This window comes from Bacillus sp. FSL R10-2780, from assembly GCF_038006125.1.
GTDB classification, from domain to species: domain Bacteria; phylum Bacillota; class Bacilli; order Bacillales; family Bacillaceae_G; genus Bacillus_A; species Bacillus_A cereus_U.
In genome coordinates this window covers 163,407-187,267 of the sequence record NZ_JBBOUQ010000002.1, presented here as the reverse complement: position 1 = coordinate 187,267, position 23,861 = coordinate 163,407, and the positions used below count along the sequence as shown (strand labels likewise).

Below are 23,861 nucleotides of genomic sequence, written 5' to 3'. Positions count from 1 at the left end.
ACTTTTTTAAAAATGTATGTTCTATACATGTAAGGTTAACATAACGTCTCATTATCAGTAGTCAATAATGAATAGCAATTTCATTATAGGGAGATTTTGATTCTTTAGTTTGATGGGCATAGGGTATCGCCACATCTCCATCAAGCTAAAAGAACGAGTTATCCCCAAACAATAAATACGAGCAAAATGCACAAAATTTTCGTTCTGGGGGTGGTATGAGATTTTAACTTGATGGGCATGGGGTCCCACCACATCGCCATCAACTTTAGGGTGCTAAGAGGGTATATGTGTGGATTATTCCTTTAAATTTCTACGACTGTACTAAAGATAGGCATAACAAATAAACCTATTAACTAGGCATTTAAAAAAATTTTATGCAACCTTGAAACTTTTTGACAACATATAATCATACACAACACCTAAGATATCAAAGACGGTTTTCTCTTCGTACCGGTGAGATTTTCTCCCGTTTTTCTCTAAAAGGTAAAACAAACGCAGTAAAACTTTTAATAATTCATGGATGCCCTTCTGTAGTCCCTCATAAAACATTAGATAATAATTCTTTATCATATAGATGGATTTGTATTCACTTAACTCTTTCTTTTTCTTATCCAAGAGTAACTGACGCATTTTGAACATCGTCGATGAACAGAGTAAAATACTAATGAGTTGCCCATATAAATGGCATTCTAAGCGTTCTTTCTTAATTTCTTTGCACCTGTCAATTTGAAAAAAAGATTTCCATGTTTTGAACAAAATTTCAATTTGCCAGCGTAATGAATACAAGTCATGGATATGTTCCGTTGGAACATTTTCTGTAGAAAGATTCGTAATATACACGTTGATCCCACTCAATCGTTTACTTCGTTCTTTGTAAGTAATACCTTTCTTCTTCTCTTTTTTGGCTTGTTCCTTCAACCTTTTCTCTGTTTGTTCTTTTGTTAATCGATGAATAATAACACGAGCTGGTAATTTTTGATACTGTCCAATGTATGCCTCTGAAATCTCCATTGTTTGGCCAGGGGACAATTGATTCATGAGTTCTTTCATATCTAACTGAATATAGAGTGTCCCTTTCTTGACGGTCCCATTTCGAAAATACTCTGGCTTATCATTCTTACGATAGATTCGAGAATTTAATTTCAAACGTGAGACATAATAAGCTCCTTTATCATCGATCTTCTGTAAGTCATGTAGGTCGAAATAGCCTAAATCTCTTATATACAAGTCTTTGGGTCGAATGGTTTGTAGGCTTGTTGAACCAAAGGTTTTATCATTTTCTCTTCCTTCTCCTACATAAACGTGCAGGAACTTCCCACTCAATAGGTCATACTCTAATTGAATTTTGACTCCTGCCGTATGGCTACTTCCACCTGAACCTTGATACTGTGAAGAAAACTTATCTGGAAGCTGAAATGTTGTAGAATCTAGAATCCGAATGTGTTTAAAGCTCGTGGTATATTGATGAATTATTTCTTTTGTTGAATGAATTCTTTGAGTTAGAAGATTAGCTAGAACTTGTTCTAGCAACTGTACTGCGGAAGCATTAAATCGTTTGTTAAGTCCTTCAGGGCTGATAAGAACACCCGAAGATACTTCAAGATGGCTACATAATTGTGTGAGTGATGTACTTGCAACCTGTTGGCTAAGCCATACACATAAAGCAACTAACTCCTTTGCTTGATATTTACTCTTTCGCTGAACGAATCCTTTTTCTTTAGCTAGGTGTTCTAGAACACGAGGAGACATATGTCGTTGTAATTCTTCGGCAATCGGTTGAAGTTCGTCAAGAATCAAAAGACCCATAAAAAAACGCCATCCTTTCTGTATATTTCTACAAAAAGAATAACGTTTTCTGTGAATTATGGATATAAATTTATCTTAGGTTGATAGTGATGTATGGTGACCCCATATACATAAATACATTTTGTCGAAATTATTAAACAGGGGAATTTTTCTATTTGAAGAACTAATAATTGATTGCCAATATGTATTAGAAATCTCAATCTAAACTAAAGGAGAACAAAATGGGACAAAACAATAAAGGCTTTTCTGAAACAGGATTGCGCAAAATGCGCAATGTACTGGCGCAGCATGTCGATTCTGGAAAGATTCCTGGGCTCGTCGCCTTAGTCAGCCGAAACGGCGAGACGCACGTCGAAGCGCTTGGAACAATGAGGCATGATGGTGGCGCACCAATGCGTCGGGACACGATCTTTCGATTGGCGTCCACTAGCAAGCCGATTGCAGTCTCACCGGTAATGGTTCTGCTCGACGAGTGCAAACTGCATTTGGACGACCCAGTAGACAAATGGCTGCCCGAACTCGCCGACCGGCAGGTGTTGAAACGGCCCGATGGTCCGCTGGAAGAGACCGTCCCAGCACGGCGTCCTATCACTGTACGAGACCTGTTGACCTCCACATTCGGGCTCGGAGTGGATCTCACGTTGATGGGTTCTCCGATCATGAACGCGTTCTTCGAGAGTGGGATATTCGACACGCCAGGGCAGGATATGCCCGATCCAGATGAGTTTATGTGTCGCCTAGGTGCACTTCCGCTAAGCTACCAGCCCGGAGAGCGGTGGCAGTATCATATCAGTATTGAAGTGCTCGGCGTGCTTGTTGCCAGGGTAACGGGTCAGACATTCGAGTCGTTCCTGCGCGAACGCATCTTCGATCCACTGGGAATGAAGGACACTGGCTTCTACGTGCCTGAGCTCAAGATTGACCGGCTTCCACCTGCCTTCAACCCCGATCCGCAGACAGGTGAGTTCATCGTGTGGGATGAGGGTGCAGGCGGACGTTACAGCAAACCTCCAGCATTCCAAGCAGGTGGTGGTGGGCTGCTCGCAACCGTCGACGATTATCACGCGTATTTGCAGATGCTGTTGAACAAAGGGATGCACGGAACCAAACGGATCCTGTCCCGACCTGCAGTCCAGCTGATGACCACCAACCGTCTTACTTCTGAACAACAAGTATACCGAGACGATTTGGCCAAAAACAACGTCCATTTGTCGTTTGGACAAGGGATACAAGGCGGCTGGGGCTTTGGGATGGCGGTGCGTACCTATCTTGGAGACTACGCGTCTATCGGTCAATTCGGCTGGGATGGCGGAACCGGCACTGCAGCTTACGCTGATCCAGACAAACAGTTTACTGGAATCCTGTTCACCCAGGTTGGGATGTCCACTCCGGACCCATCGCATCTTATCCAAGACTTCTGGACCACGGTCTACCAAGCAATCGAAGACTGAAACCGAACTTAGGTATTGTTTATTGGAATAGGAATATGCATCTTTCAAGGTATTAGTAGCATCTTGTGGACTAAATTCTTTCAATATGGGTCATTAGAGTGGCTATGGCGTAAATGTGTTTATAAAAAATAAGATGGATACGGGCAGGATATGTTAATTAATTCGCGAATACTTCAAATAATCATTAGCAAAGATTCTGCATGAACCATAAAAAATGGTATCTTTAAAAAAGTGAAGGGGCAGCATAGCCTTATGAAACTAGGACATATAATGATTTTCGTCAATGACATGACAAAGGCGAGATGGTTTTATTCTGAATTGTTGGGTTTGCAAACATTGTTAGAGCAAGAAAATAAGCTTGTATTTGCCCTTGACGGCTGTCAGCTTATAGCTTTTAAGTGTGAAAAGACCAAAGAAATTGGAGATTATTCAAACGAGGCTAGAACAGTTTTGGTGTTAGAGGTCGTATCTGTTGAGCAAACTTATAAGGAAATGAAGGAAAAGGGTATTCAATTTTTGCATGATAAACCTACTCAAGGGCGATATGCTGCTTTCGTTGATCCGTTTGGTAACGTGCATGAAATCGCTGAATCGTTCGAATGAGAGTCGTTAACTTTGTTACAAACAACGTGGTGAAACATATTACAAAGGTATTGCACTAACGGGACACGATAGCGCAAAGATTGATTGCAATCAAAGTTAGACCGAAGATTAAGATCGTGGTTTGATACTGAATTAGCCCGGGGGTTTCGCGCCCCCGTCTTTTTTTATTTGTCAGCGTCACAAAGCGCCATATCGTCGCCACATAAATTGCGTATATTCAGTTGTTCGCTATACAAACGGCACAAGCGAAATCATAGAAACATTGATTACTGCGTCCTAATTGGGTGTGGATTTGAAATAAAGTTTAACCGTTTTGAAAAAAGATTAATTGTTTATAGGGGAGGACGCACATTTTAACATTTTTATACGCTAAGGGATTCTCAAAACTCCATAACACGAGTTGAATTGAGAATCAAATTACATCTAATTTGATTCATAACAGATTGGCGTCATAGACTACCGAATAAAAACACAGGGTTTTATCTCTGTGTTTCTTCAAATTTTCGTTTTTGAATATATGCTTGAGCATGAATAATTTCTTCCTGAAGTTCTTTTAATTCTTTCATAGATTCTGATTCAATAGTCATGTAAGTAGTAACTAAACTAATCATCATATCCATCTTCTCTACTATATTTTGAATGACCTGTTCAGATTGCTCTTTTTTAGGGTGTTGTATTGCTGTTAATACATCTTCCATATAATTGTTCTTTCTTTGCTGGATATCATAAATAAACTGTTTTGTGTTTGAGTTCAGTTGTTTTTCCTCCGTTTTAGATATATTTCTATTCTATCATATTTAAATAGAAAATATTGGATTCCCCTAAATTTACACCAGTCTCATACATTTTCTCAATTATACAAACTAATTCCTTAACGTACAGGGAACTAATCGAAACGTTTCAATTTTGTGTCTAAACGTACATTATCAAGACCTAAATTTATAAATGCTTAAAATAAAAAAATTGGCTGTTGTCCCAAACGAAAAAGTATTTAATGGAATTTCAATAATTTGGTATGATATTTCTGGTATAATGTATATCTAATTATAAAATTTATTGGATTTTGGGAGAAAATTTATGAAACAGAAAAAGATTAGTTTACTAGTATTTACAATTATCATTTCCTTAATTTTTTCAGCTTGTAGTAATAAAACTAATAAAACTGAAACTGGAAGTCAAAAACAGGTATTAAACTTAACGATACCGGAAGAAATTCCGTCACTAGATACGGCAAAAGCGATGGATGGTACGTCATCACATATTATGCAAAATATATTTGAAGGATTATATGTACTGGATAATAAAGATAATCCTATTCCTGGTGTAGCAAAGTCATTTGAGAGAAGTAAGGATGGGAAAAAATATACATTTCATTTGAGAAAAGATGCTAAATGGTCAAATGGTGAAATGGTAACTGCACATGATTTTGCTTTTGCTTGGAAACGGACATTAAGTCCTGAAACAGCATCTCAATATGCATACATGTTATTTTATATAAAAAATGCCAAAGAAATAAACAAAGGTATAGTTGGTGCAGATCAGTTAGGAGTAAAAGCAATAGATGATTATACGCTAGAAGTGGAATTGGAACAGCCTGTTCCATATTTATTGCAATTATTAGCACTACCTATTTATTTACCTCAGCATGAATCGTTTGTGAAAGAAAAAGGAAGTAGTTATGCTTTAGAACCGGAGAATCTTATATATAATGGGCCATTTGTGTTAGAAAAGTGGAAGCATGGACAAGAATTTCAATTGAAGAAAAATAATAGATATTGGGATAAGAAACAAGTAAAGCTAGAGGCAATAGATTTTAATATTGTAAAAGATACAATGACGGCAATAAATTTATATGAATCGGGTAGTATTGATCGTGCTCCAATTACTGCAAAACATTTTGAGCAATATAAGGACAACAAAGAATTACATATGAAAAAAGAAGCTGGAATAGCTATGTTACGTTTTAATGAAAAGAACACTACATTAGCAAATAAAAAAATCAGACAATCTATTTCTTTAGCACTAAATAAAGAGGAGATAGTAAATCATTTTGGCAGTACTGGAGCAACACCTGCAGAAGGTCTTATACCAGCAGGATATACGAATGAAGCAACTCAAAAAGATTTTCGAAAGGAAAATGGTTCTCTTGTTTTGTATGATTTACAAAAGGCTAAACAAACTTGGGAAGATGCCAAAAAAGAACTTGGTATAGAAAGTGTCACACTTGAGCTTCTAACATTTGAGCAAGATAATGAAAGAATTATAGCAGAGTATATAAAAGGCGAACTTGAAAAACATTTACAGGGTTTAACAATACAGATCAAGCAACAGCCATTTAAACAAAAATTGCAGCTTGAACAAACAGGGCAGTATGAAATCTCTATGGTAGGTTGGGCACCTGATTATAAAGATCCAATTAGTTTTTTAGAATTATTTACGACAGATAATCCAAATAATAAAATGAAGTATTCAAATTCGAGTTATGATGATCTTATAAGTAAAGCTAAAAATGAAGTTGTATTAGATCAACAGAAGAGATGGGATTATTTACTAGAAGCAGAGAGAGTGTTGTTAGAAGATGATGCTGTTGCTCCCCTTTATCATACTGGTAAAGCATATGTGCAAAAGGATTATGTAAAAGGAATTGAAAAGCATCAATTTGGTGGTGCTTATACTTACAAAAATGCATTTTTGATTCAAAAATAAAGAGCTTAAAATTGAAAAGAGTTGAGTACTTGATACAAAAAGTATTCAACTTTTTTTTACTTTTCACAAAAAATCCCCCAACCAATAGAAGAAACGATTCCTCTATAAGCTCAATAGATCATAGTTGAAAAAAGAAAGCCTATGACCTGTTTTTACACGTATCTCGGCTGTACCCCATGCCCATCAACTTAATAGGGGGACGGAAACGATTCTGGGTATGAGGGGACAATCTGGGGTTTAATTACAAATCAAAAAAGAAATTTATTCAAGTTCTTTTAATCTATGATACAGGGCGGCCTGACTCACACTTGTAATTCGGCATATTTCTTTCACTGTTTTAGTGGTGTGCTCCCGTAATTCAATCGCATGATTCATACCTGGGTGTTTATCCGTGTATTTCTTCAATCTTCCTCTATACACTCCTTTTGGTTCTGGTGCAAAAAATCTATAAAACTTGGGTTACAAAAAAATCACCAGGTAGTTTCCAAATTAGTCAGCATACTTCCGACCGAAAAAATGATGAAATTGGATATATTTTAGACAGTGATGAAGATGTGAAGAATTCTAAGTTGTTAATTCTACAATTTACACGTTCATAATGTGTAAACAATAGTTTTTACAATTAATAATTTAGTCCCATCTATAAAGAAGATGCTATTTCTCTCAAAAGAGGTGGCATCTATTTTGTTTTGTTGAAACAATAAAAAGAATAATAGATATGCCAGTATCACGTGGATACAATTATTAGTTTCACAAAAGCCATCACGCAATGATGATTGCATGATGGCTTTTGTTATTTTCTTATTTCTTTGTCTTATTAACCCATGTAACAATGTCCTGGATGACATACGCGGGAACATTGGCAGGGACTTCGTATTCACTAGGACGACTTAATTCTCCTTCACCCTCCGTGAAGAAATGATTCAATTTCGGATATTCTTTGAACTGAACATTACTGTGACTTGAAAGCCCTTCTTTCCATTTTATATATTCATCTTTTACTGTTACTTGATAATCCCGTGCGCCTTGCAGAATCAGTAATGGCTCTTTTCGTGATTTCGCCTCCTCAACTGGTCGCCAACGAGTCACATCATACATGAAATGTGGAGAAAGATAATTGTAACCAGCTGGTGGGTAATCAGGATCAAAGGTAGGATCCTCAATATAGGCAAATTGTTTTTTTAGTTCATCTATATATTCTTTAGGTGCCCCAAGGTACTGATACTGATCAAGGAGCATGTCAGTAAAAGGACGTGCAGGTGGCGCCATTAAAATACTTCCTCGAACTAATGAAGATGGTGCTTTGCTTAGTATACGCGGCATTGTGCCAGCTCCTTGGCTATGTCCGAGAATAAAAATGTTATCTGGGTCAATGACTTCCTGCTGCGCTGCTGATTTTGCTGCATATATGGCATCATCTGTAGTATCACGGTCTAATGTAGTAGGTTCTGCGCTCATTTTAAAACCGTGTTCTAAGGAGCGTTTCTCATAACGTAACACTGCGATCCCATTGGATGAAAGGCCGGCCGCAAGGTCTCGTAAGATTTTGGTCCCCATAAATGTACTATCACGATCATGCGGACCAGATCCGTGAACAAGAACAACAACTGGCACCTTTTCGCCAGGTTTATGTTTTGGAACCGTTAATGTGGCTGGTAATGGGTATGTAGAATTTCCAATGACAATTTCACGTTCGTGATAGGAATCAGGTTGATCGTAGCTAGGGTGCGGGATAGTATAAGATTTCTCGGGTGTCGTTCTTACTCCAACTTCATCTACTTTGCCGCCAGGCGTGAATTTAAGGAGTAATGGAATAGTAGCTCCTTCGATAGTTCCTGGAATTTCAACCGTTTGGTGGACCAAATTCCGCTCTTTTATTACAGGCGTTCCCATATTTTTAATCCCGCTCCCGCCACTTTGTGTCCACCAGTTTTGAAAAGTACTTGCTGTAAACTTGGATTGAAAAGCAGCAGACGTCAACTGGAGTGCCTCTGCATACTTACCTTGCTGGAGATAGTCAAAAAATAATGAGGTACGCTCAGTTAAAGAGACTAGTTTCTTTTCTGCAGTTTGTTCCCCTTGAGTATCAGCGTGAATAGCTGTTGTAAGTGGAAATGATGAAACGCTTAAAGAAAAGAGTAGAGTAAAGGAAAGTGCTGCTTTTTGTAACTTCTTTTTTTTATTCATGTTTTAACCTCCGATATGCGATGGTAAAAAATAGGTATGGTAATTAGTGGAATGTCTCTCTCTTGGAGTTTCGGTATATGTAAGAGGGAATCCTGCATACGTATCATAAAAATCACGTATGTAATCGTAGGAGATTCTAGCTAAGTAATGAAGAGCAAATCCGATCCATACCATAGAAATCGATAGTTTTTCAAACAATGATTCCAATCTCGTTATGATGTAGAGGAAGAAAAACAAGAAGAGAGGGAGGAATAAGATGAAGAAATTTTTCTGGTGCATTTCTATCATGTGTGTTGCTATAGGATTGGTAACAGGGTGTAGGTTCAATGATAACACTGGAAATCCCGTTACAAGAAATGTAGCGGAGATAGATCAGCAGAAAGGAAGCGAAACAAAGCAAAATAAGAAGGAACAGGATGGTTATGAAACAGCGTCTGTACCTGTAAAAAAAGAAGAGTATACGGGTAAACTACAGCATCCAGAATTAGTCGAGCACGCGTTAAAGCCAGTAACTGGGGAAGTAAGAAACAAAACGCTAATAGAATCATAAAATCTACGATACTGGAACATATCGACGGTGATACGTTTCAAGTGACGTTAGCAAACGATAAGGTAGAAGTTGTGAGATTTCTATGTATTGATACACCTGAAGTACATCATCCAAGATTAGGACTCCAACCATTTGGATTAGAAGGAGCAGCATTTACCGCAAAGTATGCGCCAGTGGGAAATGAAGTAGAGTTAGAAATGGATGTAGGGGAACGTGATAAATTTAAAAGATTAGTGGCTTACGTGTGGATAGATGGACAACTGTTAAATCGAATGCTTGTGGAAAGGGGATTGGCGCGCGTTGCCTATATTTATCTGCCCAATACGAAGTATGTAGATTATTTGGAGAAGACGCAAAAGAAAGCGCAGAAAGAAAAACGTGGCATCTTATTGAATCTCATTTGGAAGTACTTTTTTCATTTCTACCATAAGTAGAACAGGTACAATTATTGGTAGTAAGATGGGCGAAGTTATTTGAATGATTGCAAGTAAAAATAGTTTTTTGTTTTGTTTATCCATAATTCCTCCAAAAGTGGTTTTTCTAAGATGAAAATATCCTGATGAATAGTAACACAACTATATGAATAAATCCAACTGGAATTTATAACATTACCATTTGGGGTGTGAAATTACTTAAAAGTACATTTTTGAAATAATTCAAATTAGCGAGTAAAAAAGATACTCGCATTTAAGATAATTGTTTGGGATATTTTGTATTGCGAAATAGATTAAGAGGGTTTCCCTTGATATAATTATCTTAACTATAGAATTAATAGAGGTGTAGGGATGGCGAAATTATCAAAAGCTTTATTAGAACGATTAGGAGTAGCACTTAACAACTTCGCACGAAATACCAATTTTACGAACAATAACAGAGTTATATAAAAATCTAATACAGCATCTAGGGATTTAAAGCCTATATCCATGATTTTAGTGTATTGTTTTAAAGCCATATAATTCATATTTTATATAAAAATAATCAAATGCTGATTTGTTTACAAAGAACCTTTATAATAAATATCATTTTAATTTGCGCGAGTTTTTCTTATGTTGACCTAAACTCCTGATAAACCATAATTAAACTAAACAATTCACATTTTATAACGACTTGAAAACACTTTTTTGTACATTCCGTATGATTTAATACATTAAATTAGTTTTATTTTATATACAGTTATATGTAGTTTTTGTACCTGTTTTTATAGCGTAATACAGATTTAAAGCCTGATTGTCTATAGTTAATATTAGAGTACCTACATTATCCCATTCAAAATTTACATGCATTTTTGTATAACATAATTTTATTATGTAAATAAGTCTGTGTAAAAATTGAATTTAACGCGAACTTGTGTTCGTATCTTTTTTCTGTTATAGTATATATGAGGTGATTTTTATGGATTACAGCAAGCAACGTCAAAAATCCGTACATCGTAAGAAATTATACGAGAATTTAAATGAAATGCCCTTTTACATAGAAGAATTTGTGGAGTACAAAGAATTGCATGATGCCTCTCCCTCCACTCTACTGAATTATGTATATGATTTTAGAGTCTTCTTTAATTGGCTACTATCTGAACAAATTATTGAATTTAAGCCGATTAAAGACATATCCTTCTCTGATTTGGAAAATTTAAAGAAAAAAGATGTTGAGAACTTTATGAGGTTTTTAAAACTACAACAAAACATGCAGAATTCCTCTGTTAACAGAAAAATTTCAGCGTTAAAGTCTTTATTTAAGTACCTTACCTCTCTATCAGAGAATGATGATGGAGAATGTTATTTTTATAGAAATGTAATGGCTAAGATTGAAATACATAAAGATAAAGAAACATTAAATGCCCGTGCAAAACGTATGAGATCTAAAATATTTCATAATGATGATGATCAAGAGTTTTTGGATTACGTAAAGTACGAACATGAAAAATCTTTAACAAAACATCAGTTGTTCTATTTCTTAAGAGATAAAGAGCGTGATGTAGCTATCCTCTCTCTCTTTCTAGGTAGTGGTATTCGTGTAAGTGAATTGGCCGATCTTCGTATGGAAGATATAAACTTAAAAGAAAGACTAATTGATGTAATCCGAAAAGGAAACAAAGAAGATTCCGTTTGGATTACCCCAATTGCATTAAATGATCTTGAAAAATATATGGACATTAGAGATAACAAATATGCTCCAGAGAAAGAATTACAAAATGTATTCTTATCGAAGTATAAACATACTGCACAGCCGCTTTCTGTTAGGGCTATCCAAGATATAGTAGAAAAATATACTAAAGCCTTTGGTAAAAGAATGTCTCCTCATAAATTAAGACATACATTGGCAAATAAATTATATATGGAAGAAAAAGATTCATTACAAGTGATGCAGCAACTTGGGCATACCAGTCAAGATACAGCTTTGTTATACACTCAACTTGGGGAAACAACTATTAAAGATAGTTTAGGAAGAATAGGAAAGAATAAAGAATAAAAGTTCAGCAGTTTTGCATTGCTGAACTTTTATTCTTTTACCCAACGGTTTTAAACACTATATATTATTCGTTTAATATTTGATTTTATTATGTAAAAAATACATAATTCGAATTCTACTTTAATTGGTATATAAAAACTCTTTCTTGATAGATATATAAATAAAAAATTTAGATTCTTACAATTGTTATTTACGTTAAATTAAAATTTAATATAAAGTTCTAATTAATAGTTCTTCTCCCTTATTCCGGTTTTATACAAGTGTACATATGTTGTATTTCTGTGTAAGCCCACTTTAAATATAAAAAGCTATTCTTTTTGTAAAATTATTATAGATAGCAAGGTGTTTTTGTATGAATCTATCGATTTCTGTTGAACCACAATTATTTTCTAAAGAATTACAGCGATATATGTGGTTCTGGTGCAAAAATAAAGTAAAAGAGAATAAAGCATATATATTCCTAACGGAATCGTATCTTATGCTACAAGTCCAAACAATTGATGGACGAATTCTTTCTGATTTTGGATAGACTGGTTCCGTAAATTAATCTGTTCTTTTTTAATCATATGCATGGCTTCTACTCCAGAAAGAATGGATATAGCTGTGTCAAAAGATTTGAGCCCTAGCATAGAACGGATACGCTTCTTTATAAAGCGATGATCTTGTTCTACTATATTATTCAAGTACTTTTGTTGTCTAAGTTGCATACCATCAGGTATGCTTTTTTCTTTTTTCAACAGTTCAATTGCTATAGGATAAGCCGGATTCTTATCGACTGTTATCACACGTGGCTTTGATACATGAAAAGACCGCAAAGCTTTCTTGAAAAAGCGCTTTGCAGCCTTTCGGTCTCTTGTTTTACTTAGACAAAAATCGATTGTGTTTCCTTTCGAATCAACAGCACGGTACAGGTACATCCATTGCCCTTTAACTTTTATATATGTTTCATCAACTCTCCAAGAGTCATTGGTTTGCTTGAGGTGACGACGAATTCGTTTGTCCAATTCCGGGCCATACTGATGAACCCAACGCATAATCGTGGTATGAGAAATAGATAAGCCCCGTTCCTTCATCATTTCCACCAAATCAAGAAAACTGAGATTATACCGTAGGTACCATCTTACCGTTAACAATATTAGTTCAGGCTGATAATGCTTCCATTTGAACAAATTTTCCTTTTTCATACTGATCACACACCTTTTCTAGAGTAGTAATATCAGTATGTCCAAGTTTTATAGATTTTTTGCACCAGAACCGGCGGTACCCCATCACTATCAAGCTAAGGTTTTGCACTATCTATAAAGCAAAAAAACGCCATCCTTTCCTATGATTCTACAGAAAGAATAACGTATTTTTTTCATTTTGAGGGTATTTCTTTTTATTAGCTTGATAGCGATGTGGTGCTACCCCATGCCCATCAAGCTAATATTTTGAGTGTCCCCAAAACGAGAATTCCAACCTTTTACGGTTTTTCACAAGAATTCAGCTCATCTTTTTCGTTTGGGACAACAGCCAATTTTTTAATTTTAAGCATTTATAAATTTAGGTCTTGATAATGTACGTTTAGACACAAAATTGAAACGTTTCGATTAGTTCCCTGTACGTTAAGGAATTAGTTTGTATAATTGAGAAAATGTATGAGACTGGTGTAAATTTAGGGGAATCCAATATTTTCTATTTAAATATGATAGAATAGAAATATATCTAAAACGGAGGAAAAACAACTGAACTCAAACACAAAACAGTTTATTTATGATATCCAGCAAAGAAAGAACAATTATATGGAAGATGTATTAACAGCAATACAACACCCTAAAAAAGAGCAATCTGAACAGGTCATTCAAAATATAGTAGAGAAGATGGATATGATGATTAGTTTAGTTACTACTTACATGACTATTGAATCAGAATCTATGAAAGAATTAAAAGAACTTCAGGAAGAAATTATTCATGCTCAAGCATATATTCAAAAACGAAAATTTGAAGAAACACAGAGATAAAACCCTGTGTTTTTATTCGGTAGTCTATGACGCCAATCTGTTATGAATCAAATTAGATGTAATTTGATTCTCAATTCAACTCGTGTTATGGAGTTTTGAGGGTTCTGGTACAAAAATAAAATAAAAGAGAATAAAGCGCATATATTCCTAACGGAATCGTATCTTATGCTACCAGTCCAAACAATTGATGGATGAATTTTTTCTGGTTTTCATTTTATCTTTGCACAAGAACCTGAAAAACAGCTTATATACAAATCTCATAGAAAATAGCTTTTTCGATATAAGTTTCGTTACATGTCCTAAAATAGTGTTAGGGGAAGTATTAATAAACATAGTAAGCAACTTAAAGTAGTTTTGTAATAAGATGAGTTAAACATAGAAGAAGTAACACTAGATCCAAAACAAAAAAGGTAGATATGTTTGCTTCCCTTTACAGATTTCGCGATAAGGGAAAGCCCATGCAGAACTTTATTCCGCCTTTAGGCATGGGATGAAAGTATCGTTTTTTCATAGAAAAGCACTTGTTTTTTTGGGGTATAACTCAACAATAGACCAGAACAAGACCCTAAAACATTTGAACACTCAACTAGCTGTACGATATAGTCATAGTATCTTAGCTCACGAGCCTATATGGTCTGTCGTGAGAGTGATGGCAATCTTGCACGTATCAGAAATGAACGTCGCCTTTGGTAGCAAGAATCCTACTGGCGTTAGCCAGCTTGCCCCTTTAGAGGTAGGAGTGTCAATTCTTCTGTATATATTTGAAAAGATTGGCCTTTTTTCGCCATAAAAAATCTCCAGATAAACAGCAAAAAAAGAGTCCATCATATCAGATGGACTCTTTTTTTGTTGTTTACCTAACTGTGATACTATCAGGCCCCTCTAAGGGCGATTTCTCTTTCTATACTGTCTTTCTCAATGATTTTACATAACGTACTGTAATTAAAATCATACCTATGGTAAATGCAACTATTGATACCAATAATATAGCAATAGATAATATATCTTGATCAACTAATTCTATAGACTTGAATGGTAAAGACCATAAATATCCAAATCCCCACTTTGCTTCTGAAAAAAGAAATAAGCCGATTAAAGATAGGATTATATTAACAAATGTAAAAGTGATAGATGTTTTTATAAATAAGAATAATAGGAGTTGCACTATTATAAGAGGAAATGTCGCAACAACAGAAATTAAAAATACTTTAATCATAAATTCTAAAGGAAATGGATCTGTAAAATCAAAATACATTCCTGATACATACAAGCTCATTAAAACTATTAAGTGTATTGCAGAAAATAATAACACACTAGATACAAATTTAGATAAAACAATTTTAAAATTAGTATTTGGAGATAGATGCATTATTTTCCAATTTGTTTTGTTTTCAAACTGACACAAGAAGGCTGTTACCATCCCTGAAATGACCGGGAGAAAAAAACCAACATAGAAAAAAGATATAAACATCCATACGCCCATCCAGGAATTATCCAAACCATGATTATACTCTCCTACCACGAATTTAGTATACATAATCATTGAATATATAATCGGACAAAGTGCTAAGATGAAAAATGTAATTTGTTGTGGGTGTTTTCTTATTTTTATCCAATCGGAATAAATTAAATTTATCATTTGAGATCTCCTTTGTTAGTTTTTATTATCCATTTTAATAAATAAGATGTATCCAATTCCTAAAATAAGAATAGTAATAGGAATTCCTGCTAGCATGTACCATTTATCGTATGACCATAATGTATTAAAAACATCTAGATTATTCACATAATTGATTGGAAAATATAAGATTTGATATGAAATAGGAAACCACCAAAGCTTAGTTGAGCTTAATATATCGCCGAAAAGATACGAAGCTAGAGCTAGTGCAACGATTACTGATTGATTCGATAAGTTAATGGATATAATGAACGCCAAAGCGCAAAATGGAATGCTAATAAGAAATGGATATAATGTAAAAACAAACACATGCTGCATTGAAATCATATCTAAAGAAATACCTAAACATGGAAGTAACAATACTGTACAAATCATATGTATTACGGTTGTAATAATAAGAGCAACCATAACAACAAGGAATTTATTTACATACACACTAAATTTCTGTACTGGATACGTAAATGTTCTTTTCCACGTAGAATTTTTATATTCGACATTGTTTACACTAGCTATAATAAACACAATAAAAAAGTTTAAGATGTATTTTAAAAGTTGCAAATTTATACCGAATATAGTTTCTAATTTAATAGTATGAGAATTACTATAGTAATTTAATCCAACAAATTCACCTAATGCAAGTATAATAGGTCCTAAGATAACCAAAAACCAAAAATGACTTTTTCTATATTTTATATACTCAGTGGCTAATACATTTCTCATACACTTACAGCACCTTGTTCAACAATATCTAAATATGCTTCCTCTAAATTCTGCTTTTTAGTTTGGAAAGATTGAATAAAAATCTGATTCGTTACTAATAGTTGTTGAATATCATTCAATGTTTTTTCATCATAATATTCAATACTGAAGATATTATTATTTACATTGAATGTATAATTGGATTGTTTAAGTAATTTATCAGTAAGAGCTATATTATTAACACTAACTTCAACAATATTTAATGATTGTTTATTTTGTAGGGAAGATAATAAACCTTGGTACTTTATTTCTCCATGATGAATGATCCCGATATGATCAGCCATTTGTTCCACTTCACTTAAAATATGACTTGAAAGGATTATAGTAGAATTAAACATTTTTGGAGCTTTTTTTATTAATTCTTTCACTTCATAAACTCCCTGTGGATCTAAGCCATTAGTAGGCTCATCTAATATTAATAATTCAGGGTTATTTATGAAAGCAGCAGCTAATCCTAAACGCTGTTTCATACCAAGGGAATATTTTTTAAAGGCACGGTTTCGGTCTTCATATAGTTTAAATAAATTCAAAAGTTCCTTTATATGTTCTTTATCATTAACATTCTTCAATTTAGAAGCAATTAATAAATTTTCGTACCCCGATAACTGATCATAAAAGGTCGGAGCTTCAATTAATGAACCTGTTTTAGATAAGATTTCAATTCTATTTTTTTTGATATCCTTTCCTAATACTTCTACAGTTCCCTCGTCTGCTTCTATTAATCCTAATATGATTTTAAAAAAAGTAGATTTACCCGCTCCATTCGTACCTAATAATCCAAATATTTCGCCCTTTTTAATAGTTAAATCAATTCCTTTTAAAACATGTTTATCTTTATATTTTTTATGCAGACCTTTAATGTTTAAAACTTGATTATTCATAATATCAACCACCTAACGTTAGAATTTTGAATCAATTACACGATTGAATTTTATCCTTATTTTCACTTAATATCGATTATTTGTTTCCCTTTGATAAAACAACCAAATAGAACATAAAGAAAAAGTTAATACCAAGTTCCTATGATCTACATATCATTTTTAATATTTAATTGCCGTCCCATTACACGCTCTAATCGAAGCTTACTTTTATTAATATAGTAGTAATTCACTCACTATTATCATATTGTAAAATAATAGTGAGTGAAACTTACAAAATATCATTGAAATGGGTTTACTAAGAACAAAATTATTTAACACAGCTTGTACTCTTATAACTATTAACTAATCCATATCCATACTGATCATCTTTACCAGTTGCAGCTAAATCAGTAGCACCATCTTTTAAATAATTGATAGTTAAATCTGCTGATGGTTTTGTAGAATGAAGCTCATAATATCTTGAAATAATAGCTCCTAATGTCCCAGATACTGCAGGTACAGATAGGCTAGTCCCTAGGTTAAGTGTGTAGCCTTTAGGTGTATTTAATTGAGCATCCAACATAGTAGGTTCTAAATACGTTGGATATGTAGTGCCAATTAAATAGGATGGATCAAATTTGAATTGATTATTGATAATCGTTCCATAAGAACCACTTGGCGCACTAAAATCTACTTCCTGACCAAAGTTAGAGTTATTTACAATTTCATCATTTTTGTCTGTTCCTGATACCGTTAATACATTACTTAATCCACCAGGTACATGAATTTTATATAATACACCGTTCTTTTCATCTGTTTTTTCAAATGGTTTATCCAAATTAACTCCTTCATTTCCTGCTGAAGCAACTACAATAGAATTTTTTTCTTTTGCATATTGAATGGCTCTTTCATATGCTTTTATAATTGCGTTCTCGTCTTCTAAATTTGTAGCTTTATATGTTCCTAAACTTAAATTTATTACATCTGCTCCGTTATTTGCTGCATCAATAATAGCCTGTATAGTCCAGACTGACTCACCATCTTTTTTTCCAATAACTTTATATGGGGTAATAGTTATATTAGGAACAATTCCTTTTAATTTATCATGAGCTGCAATAATCCCTGCAACTTGAGTACCATGGCCATTTTGATCTAACAGCTCAGGCGCGCTAGGAACATAAGATTTCCCCTCTGAATACTTAATGCTATCTTTAAGTTCAGGGTGGTTGTAATCTACACCACTATCAACTAGAGCGATGTTTACATTTTTTTGTCCTAAAGTTATCTTATGAGATTGATAATTATCAGTTACCTTGGCAATTTGCCAAGGTGGCGAAGCATTCGTAACAGGTTCATTAATAGTAATAGAATTCAACGTTCGTTTCGATGACAAACTATAGTTCAACTTATTATTGGCAAACCGCTCATTTGGATTTGAAATCTTTGGATCTTGTAAAGTTAATTTAGCACTATTAGCAACATCTTCTATAGATGTTTTAAATTTAGTACGTATTTTACTATCTAAATTGGATTGAATATTACTATTAGTTTCTTTGTATGAGATCATTTGGATTTCTGGAGTATACTTAATTTCAATTGCATTGTTCTCTTTCAAAAAGTGTATAATATTTTCTTTGTTATTAGGTTGAATTTCGTTATCCAAAAGGATAAATTTATAATTATCCTTTTGCTCTATTTCTTCTGCCTTTACCGGTTGTGTAACTAAACTTAACGAGAATACGGAAAGTATAGTCGTAAGGATTTTTAACTTTTTCATGTAGCCGTCTCCTTTTATAATTTAGCCTCTTCTAACCTTAAAATAGAAGGAATTGAATTATAGTCAGATTGTTGTAAAAGACCTACTCCAATCCCACTAAGGCCTGTCATTAAACCAAACGATTCAGTTCCCGTACTGACCCCTTTTTTCCAATTATGCGTTTTAGAATACTCTAAAAGTTGTATACCAATAGAATTTGCTCGTTCGTAAGATGTTTTATCTTGTAACACTTTTGCTGCATACAAAAGAATATCTAAATTTCCAAAATCCCCATGACATAGTGAACGATTATGACCAAACGATTTATCAATAGTTGTATCTAGAGCCGCATATATATTTTGATCGAGTATACTATTTTCATAATTACTTTCTTTTAACATTAGCCTACTTAATAAGATTCCTGGTGCACCATGACACCAAGCAACAGAATGATTATCCTTAGAAGGAAGTTTCCAATTTTTATGCTTTGGATCATAGAAACTATTTTCATAGGATAAAACTTTATCTGCTAGTTCTAAAATATTGGGATTGTTTATATATTGATTGGCTGCCACCAAAGCAGTAATAATACCTGCCGTTCCATGAGAATATCCAATCCATGAAATATCGTCTCTTTGTTTCCAAGAGACATGACCCTCTTTTCCAGGATGATGATATGCAGCATTTATTAAGTATTCACTCGCTTGTTTGAGAAGCTTTAAATATTCCTTATTACCACTATCTTTATAAAGAGCTATTAGTACCCCAATTACCCCCGCAGTTCCATCAATAATATCAAATACTTTATCTTGCGATAATTTACTAACAACCATTTTCATAGAATCGAGTATGAGTTGTTCATATTGTTTAGTATGTGATAATTGATTAATATGATTTAAAGCATAAATTGAACCACTAACGCCACTAAAAGTACCAATATTAAACATTCTTTGCTCAGGTAATCTTTGGAGTGAATTAATTACAGGATAAATAGACTTCTCAGCCGTTAGTTTATAATCATTTCTTCCCGTCAAATGATATAAATAACTAAAGAATAGGGAAATACCGCTTAAGCCATTATATAAATCTAAATCTACAGGATAAATATCCCATTTATATTCATTAGAGGCAGATATTACGGTACTAATCCAACAAAGATCAGATTGATTATTCCCTTCTATAGCATTAGCAATTAAATAATCCCCTATATGACGTGCCTCAATTAAAAATTCCTTAGATTTATTAGCATGAATTTGGACCTTGCGATATGGATCAATAGCTTGTTCATTTGCACCAAATGTAGCTGAATTTGCTAAAAAGCTCATTCGCATAATTCGAATTTGCTGTGAGCAATCTACAATATTAAGGTCATCGATCTTCTGTATTACAGCTTCTAAAGGAGATGACTCAAAATAGTTTTGAATACAAATTTTCTCTCTATGATATAAATGATTACTACTCACCGTTGTATAAAAATATGGAATATCATCATTGAGTAAATCAGTTTTTTCGAATTTAATAATTTCTTTTGGTTTGTTCTCTGGTTCCAATGCCAGAGTGTGGAAATAAATATCTCGGTCATATCCTTTTTGTAAAAAATCAGGATTTGTAAGTATTGGTGTCGCTGGTGTTGTTTCTGGATTTACATCCCCAGCACCCGCTATTTTTTTAAATTCATTTTCATCTACTGATTCAATTAATTCTTTTGTATCAAACTCTTGATTTCGTAATTTGTTTAATTTTTCATTTTTTGACATAGCAACAACCTTTTTGAATATTCAGAAAAAGAATATTAGAATACTTCAAATTTCATTAACAAAGATTGGTGACAGGTTTAGATGTTATAGAAGGTAATTTATGTTGCTTTCTATCTCCAGCATCACCAACCTTTTTTATTCCTTTAATATAATGCTGTCTGTTTAATCCATTGTAAGACTATTAAAGGTATCATTATTTTCTTGAAATCAAATGATAGCTGAATTTGCTCTTCTAACTCTCCATGTATGTGCAATTGCTTTTGTAAGGCTAACATACACTCTGTAGTTTGGTCCTGTAACTTTGGATACATAAATTCTTTTGAATGATGAATGCTTTTACTTTGGTTTATCATATATCCAATAGCTATAGGCCCTTTTTTTTCACCTATTCCTGCTTTAAATTCTTGAATATTGATGGCTCTTAAATGAATAAAATGATCATTATGAAAATCTATTGCATAAGCACCTGGGGTAGATAGACCAGTTACAATATTCGGTTGGAACACAAATAGAATAGGTTCCAAAGCTGTAAATGTTTGATTGTGAAATGCTTCATATAGAATTTGTGCTAAGGTATCAATATGAATAAATGGTTGAGCTAGACTAATCGATTCTTTTTGGGATGCTTGTTTATTCAATAGTTGTTTGTAAACATGATATGGCAATACGTCTTGTTCATTCGAAAAGTCTTGTAAACGTTGATTATTTTCCCTACCAAGATCCAAATGATAATTTATATTGTTTATCATATCTATAGAATTTTTTGTCTCTAGCATCAGATTAACTACCTCCTTGCTGTCTAACTTTCTGTACCTAAAATATACGTGTTAATTTATGTTAATAACAATTAGTAAAATTCAGTTAAAAATATTTAAAATTATTGTTGTTTTTTTCTATATTATTTTACATGTTTTGTAATTCCGGGAAGTTTCTATAGAAATTAACCTTGTACAAATAAAAATATTGCTATCGTTGAAAATAAAATTAACTACTTAGTTCCGTTTAAAGCAAAGTTAATATAATAAAAAAACAGGTGGAACTTACTTTCCGCCTGTTTTTTATCTATGGATCATTTAATAAGGGTATGTATTTGAAGGAAATCTTGAATATGGGGGGATTAATTAATCAGCACCTGGAGTAATATCAGCGTAGAAAGTTGGGATTTCTTCTATACTAGTTTGTGCAGCTACATTTTGTGTAGTATCTGTACTAGTTATATTTTCAGATAAGGAAATGCCGGATAACATAATAGCTGTAGTAAGAATGACATAATTTTTTTTGATTTTCATAATTCCAACCTCCAGTAGTAGTTGCTTTGTTAATTTAAATACTAATGGATGTCCTTTGTTAAACGGAATTAGTAAAAATTTTTGATTTATAATTCATTTTTTTATAAAAACAAGTTACCTATTTAACCAATTGTATTTGTGATTTGCCTTATGTTAAATCATATTAATCCAATACCTACTATTACTGTAGAATCACATAGAGGGGATGTTGCGGATAGCATTACCAAGATCCTTGATTAATCTCCCTCTATATATGTATTTTTAGTTTGTTTTAATTCGTCGAATTTTCAATTGATATTTTCAGATATTTTGCCGACATTTTATAAGCACGATTATCAAAAAAATAGTCCCCGAGTTCATGAGCCAGTTCACTTACTAAAGGATATTGTTTCTTTTCTAAACCCATTTCAATTGCTTTTTGCATATGTTTTTCATATCCATAATCATCTCCTCTTAATTTAGATATCTTCCCCTTCAATCCATATAATTGAACCTGGGCGTAAGGTACATCAAAAATTGATAAAAAATCAAATGCTTCATCCATAAATTTATTAACAGTTTTCCAATCCTTAAATTCTATATGAATCTCTATTAAGCTTCGTAATGTGTATACCTTTTGATGTTTTTGTTGGAGAAACTCACTTAATTGCAAACATTCTTCATAGTACTTAATAGCATTAGTATAGTCTTTTAAACCTTGATAAATTTTCCCGTAATTATACGAGATTATAGGTGAATACATGGAATTATTATTATCTTCCAATCCGCTTTCTGCTTGCTGTAAGCATTCAAGGGCTTTGTCATATAATGCATCTAAATCATACAGTATCGTAAGCATTAACAAAGTATCTATTACTCTATTCTTTATATTGAATTTCAAAAATATTTTGTAAGCTTTCCGTGCATACAAACGACTAATACTTTTATCTTTATACAGCTCTTTATTTACATGACACAGATTATAATATATATTAGCGTGTTGTATGGTTTCTTCTAGACCAAGTAAACTCTCTACCTTTACATAAATTTCATGTGCAGCCATATAGTCTTGTTTCCTATAAAAATAATGGCCCCGAGCCATTAAATAATATATTAAATCTTCGTTATATTGAGAATCTATTTGATTTGGAATGACTTGCGTAGCCTGATTTACAATTGGTTCTACATGTGAAAAATTATTATTTCGGGAATGATAGTATATTAAAACACCATAAGCCTTTAATAATAAAAGAATAGAGTCTATATCACGAACATACAGTTCTAAAGAAGATAAGTCTTTTTCACTTATAATTTTATCATTTTTATACTTATTACATATTCCAAGGAGCATAGGTTCTATATCCTCATAATCTGCATCTACAAGAAATTTGTAATCAACATCTAACTTTTCAGCAACCTTTTCTAAAAAGGAAGCTGAAGGTTTGATTTGTCCATTTTCAATTCTGCTTAAATACGTTATAGAGCATATTCCTGATACTAATTCCCCTTGCGTAAATTCTTTATGTATACGAATTTGTCGAATACGTTCACCAATATTCATATTTCCAATCCCTTCTTCTAATAACTTAATTGAATTATTTTTGAGTAATATTATATGTATGAATTACCACAATAGATACATTATTTGATTTTAAACAGGGAAATAATATTGTATATTCCCCTATACATATCAATCCAAATATGAAAAACAAGTTTAATACAATACAACTGTAACTAATTACTTTATTTATCAATGCTTGTTTCAATGCAACTGAAATATTTAACAATTATTTTATACTATTGGCTTTCCCTTTCCCCCTCTTACATTTCTATATTATACCAATTTAATAATAATCACGCTTAAAAAAATGCATCTTTTATACCTTCAAACTTTTGAGATAAAAGCCCTCTGTCTAAAAACGATGATTACTTACAAGACTTTATATGTTGTAAAAATTTTCTCAAATACCCAAACATGTAAAACACTAAAGAAAAAACTATTAAAAATCCG

The 23,861-nt window shown here is 33.2% G+C and carries 21 protein-coding genes; 8 read left to right on the top strand and 13 right to left on the bottom strand.

The window, feature by feature from the left end; genetic code table 11:
• Positions 1-372: 372 nt before the first annotated feature.
• The gene (locus NSQ47_RS26025; RefSeq protein WP_341038543.1) at positions 373-1,806 is read right to left on the bottom strand and encodes an IS4 family transposase; all 1,434 of its coding nucleotides are present in this window, start codon (positions 1,804-1,806) and stop codon (positions 373-375) included.
• A gap of 221 nt (positions 1,807-2,027) precedes the next feature.
• Between NSQ47_RS26025 and NSQ47_RS26020 the strand changes: the two genes are divergently transcribed.
• The 3 genes from NSQ47_RS26020 (at position 2,028) to NSQ47_RS26010 (ending at position 3,860) form a co-directional block, all read left to right on the top strand.
• Complete coding sequence (locus NSQ47_RS26020) at positions 2,028-3,257, top strand: serine hydrolase domain-containing protein (protein WP_341038542.1); 1,230 nt, start codon at positions 2,028-2,030, stop codon at positions 3,255-3,257.
• A 15-nt stretch (positions 3,258-3,272) separates the two neighbouring features.
• Positions 3,273-3,389 carry a DUF418 domain-containing protein gene (locus NSQ47_RS26015; RefSeq protein ID WP_199710746.1) on the top strand — a complete coding sequence of 39 codons (117 nt, stop codon included), beginning with the start codon at positions 3,273-3,275 and terminating at the stop codon, positions 3,387-3,389.
• Between the two features lie 120 nt (positions 3,390-3,509).
• The gene (locus tag NSQ47_RS26010; RefSeq protein WP_341038540.1) at positions 3,510-3,860 is read left to right on the top strand and encodes a VOC family protein; all 351 of its coding nucleotides are present in this window, start codon (positions 3,510-3,512) and stop codon (positions 3,858-3,860) included.
• A 479-nt stretch (positions 3,861-4,339) separates the two neighbouring features.
• Here NSQ47_RS26010 and NSQ47_RS26005 read toward each other — a convergent pair whose 3' ends face one another.
• Positions 4,340-4,615 (bottom strand): hypothetical protein, encoded by a 276-nt coding sequence (locus tag NSQ47_RS26005; protein WP_042973048.1) that lies wholly within the window; start codon positions 4,613-4,615, stop codon positions 4,340-4,342.
• 322 nt (positions 4,616-4,937) lie between these two features.
• Between NSQ47_RS26005 and NSQ47_RS26000 the strand changes: the two genes are divergently transcribed.
• Positions 4,938-6,566, top strand: a complete 1,629-nt coding sequence (locus NSQ47_RS26000; RefSeq protein ID WP_341038539.1) for a peptide ABC transporter substrate-binding protein — start codon at positions 4,938-4,940, stop codon at positions 6,564-6,566.
• Between the two features lie 261 nt (positions 6,567-6,827).
• Here NSQ47_RS26000 and NSQ47_RS25995 read toward each other — a convergent pair whose 3' ends face one another.
• Both NSQ47_RS25995 and NSQ47_RS25990 read right to left on the bottom strand, forming a co-directional pair.
• A complete protein-coding gene (locus tag NSQ47_RS25995) occupies positions 6,828-6,971 on the bottom strand; it encodes an ArsR family transcriptional regulator (RefSeq protein ID WP_240515103.1) in 144 nt (47 codons plus the stop codon).
• A 396-nt stretch (positions 6,972-7,367) separates the two neighbouring features.
• Complete coding sequence (locus tag NSQ47_RS25990; protein WP_341038536.1) at positions 7,368-8,753, bottom strand: alpha/beta hydrolase family protein; 1,386 nt, start codon at positions 8,751-8,753, stop codon at positions 7,368-7,370.
• 256 nt (positions 8,754-9,009) lie between these two features.
• Here NSQ47_RS25990 and NSQ47_RS25985 point away from each other — a divergent pair, with 256 nt between their 5' ends.
• The 3 genes from NSQ47_RS25985 to xerS all read left to right on the top strand — a co-directional run bounded on the left by NSQ47_RS25985 (position 9,010) and on the right by xerS (position 11,772).
• On the top strand, positions 9,010-9,303 hold the full coding sequence (locus NSQ47_RS25985; RefSeq protein WP_341038534.1) for a hypothetical protein: 294 nt from the start codon (positions 9,010-9,012) through the stop codon (positions 9,301-9,303).
• Between the two features lie 41 nt (positions 9,304-9,344).
• Complete coding sequence (locus NSQ47_RS25980) at positions 9,345-9,737, top strand: thermonuclease family protein (protein ID WP_341038532.1); 393 nt, start codon at positions 9,345-9,347, stop codon at positions 9,735-9,737.
• Between the two features lie 958 nt (positions 9,738-10,695).
• The gene (gene xerS, locus NSQ47_RS25975; RefSeq protein WP_215582831.1) at positions 10,696-11,772 is read left to right on the top strand and encodes a tyrosine recombinase XerS; all 1,077 of its coding nucleotides are present in this window, start codon (positions 10,696-10,698) and stop codon (positions 11,770-11,772) included.
• Positions 11,773-12,248: 476 nt separating this feature from the next.
• On the opposite strand, the gene NSQ47_RS25970 is transcribed toward xerS, so the two are convergent.
• A complete protein-coding gene (locus NSQ47_RS25970) occupies positions 12,249-12,956 on the bottom strand; it encodes an IS6 family transposase (protein ID WP_341038479.1) in 708 nt (235 codons plus the stop codon).
• Between the two features lie 540 nt (positions 12,957-13,496).
• On the opposite strand from NSQ47_RS25970, the gene NSQ47_RS25965 reads away from it, so the two are divergent.
• The gene (locus NSQ47_RS25965; RefSeq protein ID WP_042973048.1) at positions 13,497-13,772 is read left to right on the top strand and encodes a hypothetical protein; all 276 of its coding nucleotides are present in this window, start codon (positions 13,497-13,499) and stop codon (positions 13,770-13,772) included.
• Positions 13,773-14,673: 901 nt separating this feature from the next.
• Here the strand turns inward: NSQ47_RS25965 and NSQ47_RS25960 are convergent.
• The 8 genes from NSQ47_RS25960 to NSQ47_RS25925 all read right to left on the bottom strand — a co-directional run bounded on the left by NSQ47_RS25960 (position 14,674) and on the right by NSQ47_RS25925 (position 23,411).
• Positions 14,674-15,411, bottom strand: coding sequence for an ABC transporter permease (locus tag NSQ47_RS25960; protein WP_097906123.1), 738 nt, complete (start codon positions 15,409-15,411; stop codon positions 14,674-14,676).
• 15 nt (positions 15,412-15,426) lie between these two features.
• The gene (locus tag NSQ47_RS25955; protein ID WP_341038528.1) at positions 15,427-16,170 is read right to left on the bottom strand and encodes an ABC transporter permease; all 744 of its coding nucleotides are present in this window, start codon (positions 16,168-16,170) and stop codon (positions 15,427-15,429) included.
• On the bottom strand, positions 16,167-17,090 hold the full coding sequence (locus NSQ47_RS25950) for an ABC transporter ATP-binding protein (RefSeq protein WP_341038526.1): 924 nt from the start codon (positions 17,088-17,090) through the stop codon (positions 16,167-16,169). The genes NSQ47_RS25955 and NSQ47_RS25950 overlap by 4 nt, the downstream gene beginning before the upstream one ends.
• Before the next feature lie 307 nt (positions 17,091-17,397).
• Complete coding sequence (locus NSQ47_RS25945; RefSeq protein WP_341038524.1) at positions 17,398-18,846, bottom strand: S8 family serine peptidase; 1,449 nt, start codon at positions 18,844-18,846, stop codon at positions 17,398-17,400.
• Positions 18,847-18,860: 14 nt separating this feature from the next.
• Entirely contained in the window at positions 18,861-20,582 is a 1,722-nt protein-coding gene (gene lanM / locus NSQ47_RS25940; RefSeq protein WP_341038522.1) for a type 2 lanthipeptide synthetase LanM, read from the bottom strand.
• A 143-nt stretch (positions 20,583-20,725) separates the two neighbouring features.
• Complete coding sequence (locus NSQ47_RS25935; RefSeq protein ID WP_341038520.1) at positions 20,726-21,358, bottom strand: hypothetical protein; 633 nt, start codon at positions 21,356-21,358, stop codon at positions 20,726-20,728.
• A gap of 345 nt (positions 21,359-21,703) precedes the next feature.
• A complete protein-coding gene (locus NSQ47_RS25930; protein ID WP_341038519.1) occupies positions 21,704-21,871 on the bottom strand; it encodes a hypothetical protein in 168 nt (55 codons plus the stop codon).
• 271 nt (positions 21,872-22,142) lie between these two features.
• Entirely contained in the window at positions 22,143-23,411 is a 1,269-nt protein-coding gene (locus NSQ47_RS25925; RefSeq protein ID WP_341038518.1) for a helix-turn-helix domain-containing protein, read from the bottom strand.
• Positions 23,412-23,861: the final 450 nt, after the last annotated feature.

Coding starts and splice junctions, on each gene's coding strand:
- NSQ47_RS26025 (WP_341038543.1), bottom strand. CDS start 1,806: ATGGGTCTTTTGATTCTTGACGAACTTCAACCGATTGCCGAAGAATTA.
- NSQ47_RS26020 (WP_341038542.1), top strand. CDS start 2,028: ATGGGACAAAACAATAAAGGCTTTTCTGAAACAGGATTGCGCAAAATG.
- NSQ47_RS26010 (WP_341038540.1), top strand. CDS start 3,510: ATGAAACTAGGACATATAATGATTTTCGTCAATGACATGACAAAGGCG.
- NSQ47_RS26000 (WP_341038539.1), top strand. CDS start 4,938: ATGAAACAGAAAAAGATTAGTTTACTAGTATTTACAATTATCATTTCC.
- NSQ47_RS25990 (WP_341038536.1), bottom strand. CDS start 8,753: ATGAATAAAAAAAAGAAGTTACAAAAAGCAGCACTTTCCTTTACTCTA.
- NSQ47_RS25985 (WP_341038534.1), top strand. CDS start 9,010: ATGAAGAAATTTTTCTGGTGCATTTCTATCATGTGTGTTGCTATAGGA.
- xerS (WP_215582831.1), top strand. CDS start 10,696: ATGGATTACAGCAAGCAACGTCAAAAATCCGTACATCGTAAGAAATTA.
- NSQ47_RS25970 (WP_341038479.1), bottom strand. CDS start 12,956: ATGAAAAAGGAAAATTTGTTCAAATGGAAGCATTATCAGCCTGAACTA.
- NSQ47_RS25960 (WP_097906123.1), bottom strand. CDS start 15,411: ATGATAAATTTAATTTATTCCGATTGGATAAAAATAAGAAAACACCCA.
- NSQ47_RS25955 (WP_341038528.1), bottom strand. CDS start 16,170: ATGAGAAATGTATTAGCCACTGAGTATATAAAATATAGAAAAAGTCAT.
- NSQ47_RS25950 (WP_341038526.1), bottom strand. CDS start 17,090: ATGAATAATCAAGTTTTAAACATTAAAGGTCTGCATAAAAAATATAAA.
- NSQ47_RS25945 (WP_341038524.1), bottom strand. CDS start 18,846: ATGAAAAAGTTAAAAATCCTTACGACTATACTTTCCGTATTCTCGTTA.
- lanM (WP_341038522.1), bottom strand. CDS start 20,582: ATGTCAAAAAATGAAAAATTAAACAAATTACGAAATCAAGAGTTTGAT.
- NSQ47_RS25935 (WP_341038520.1), bottom strand. CDS start 21,358: ATGCTAGAGACAAAAAATTCTATAGATATGATAAACAATATAAATTAT.
- NSQ47_RS25930 (WP_341038519.1), bottom strand. CDS start 21,871: ATGAAAATCAAAAAAAATTATGTCATTCTTACTACAGCTATTATGTTA.
- NSQ47_RS25925 (WP_341038518.1), bottom strand. CDS start 23,411: ATGAATATTGGTGAACGTATTCGACAAATTCGTATACATAAAGAATTT.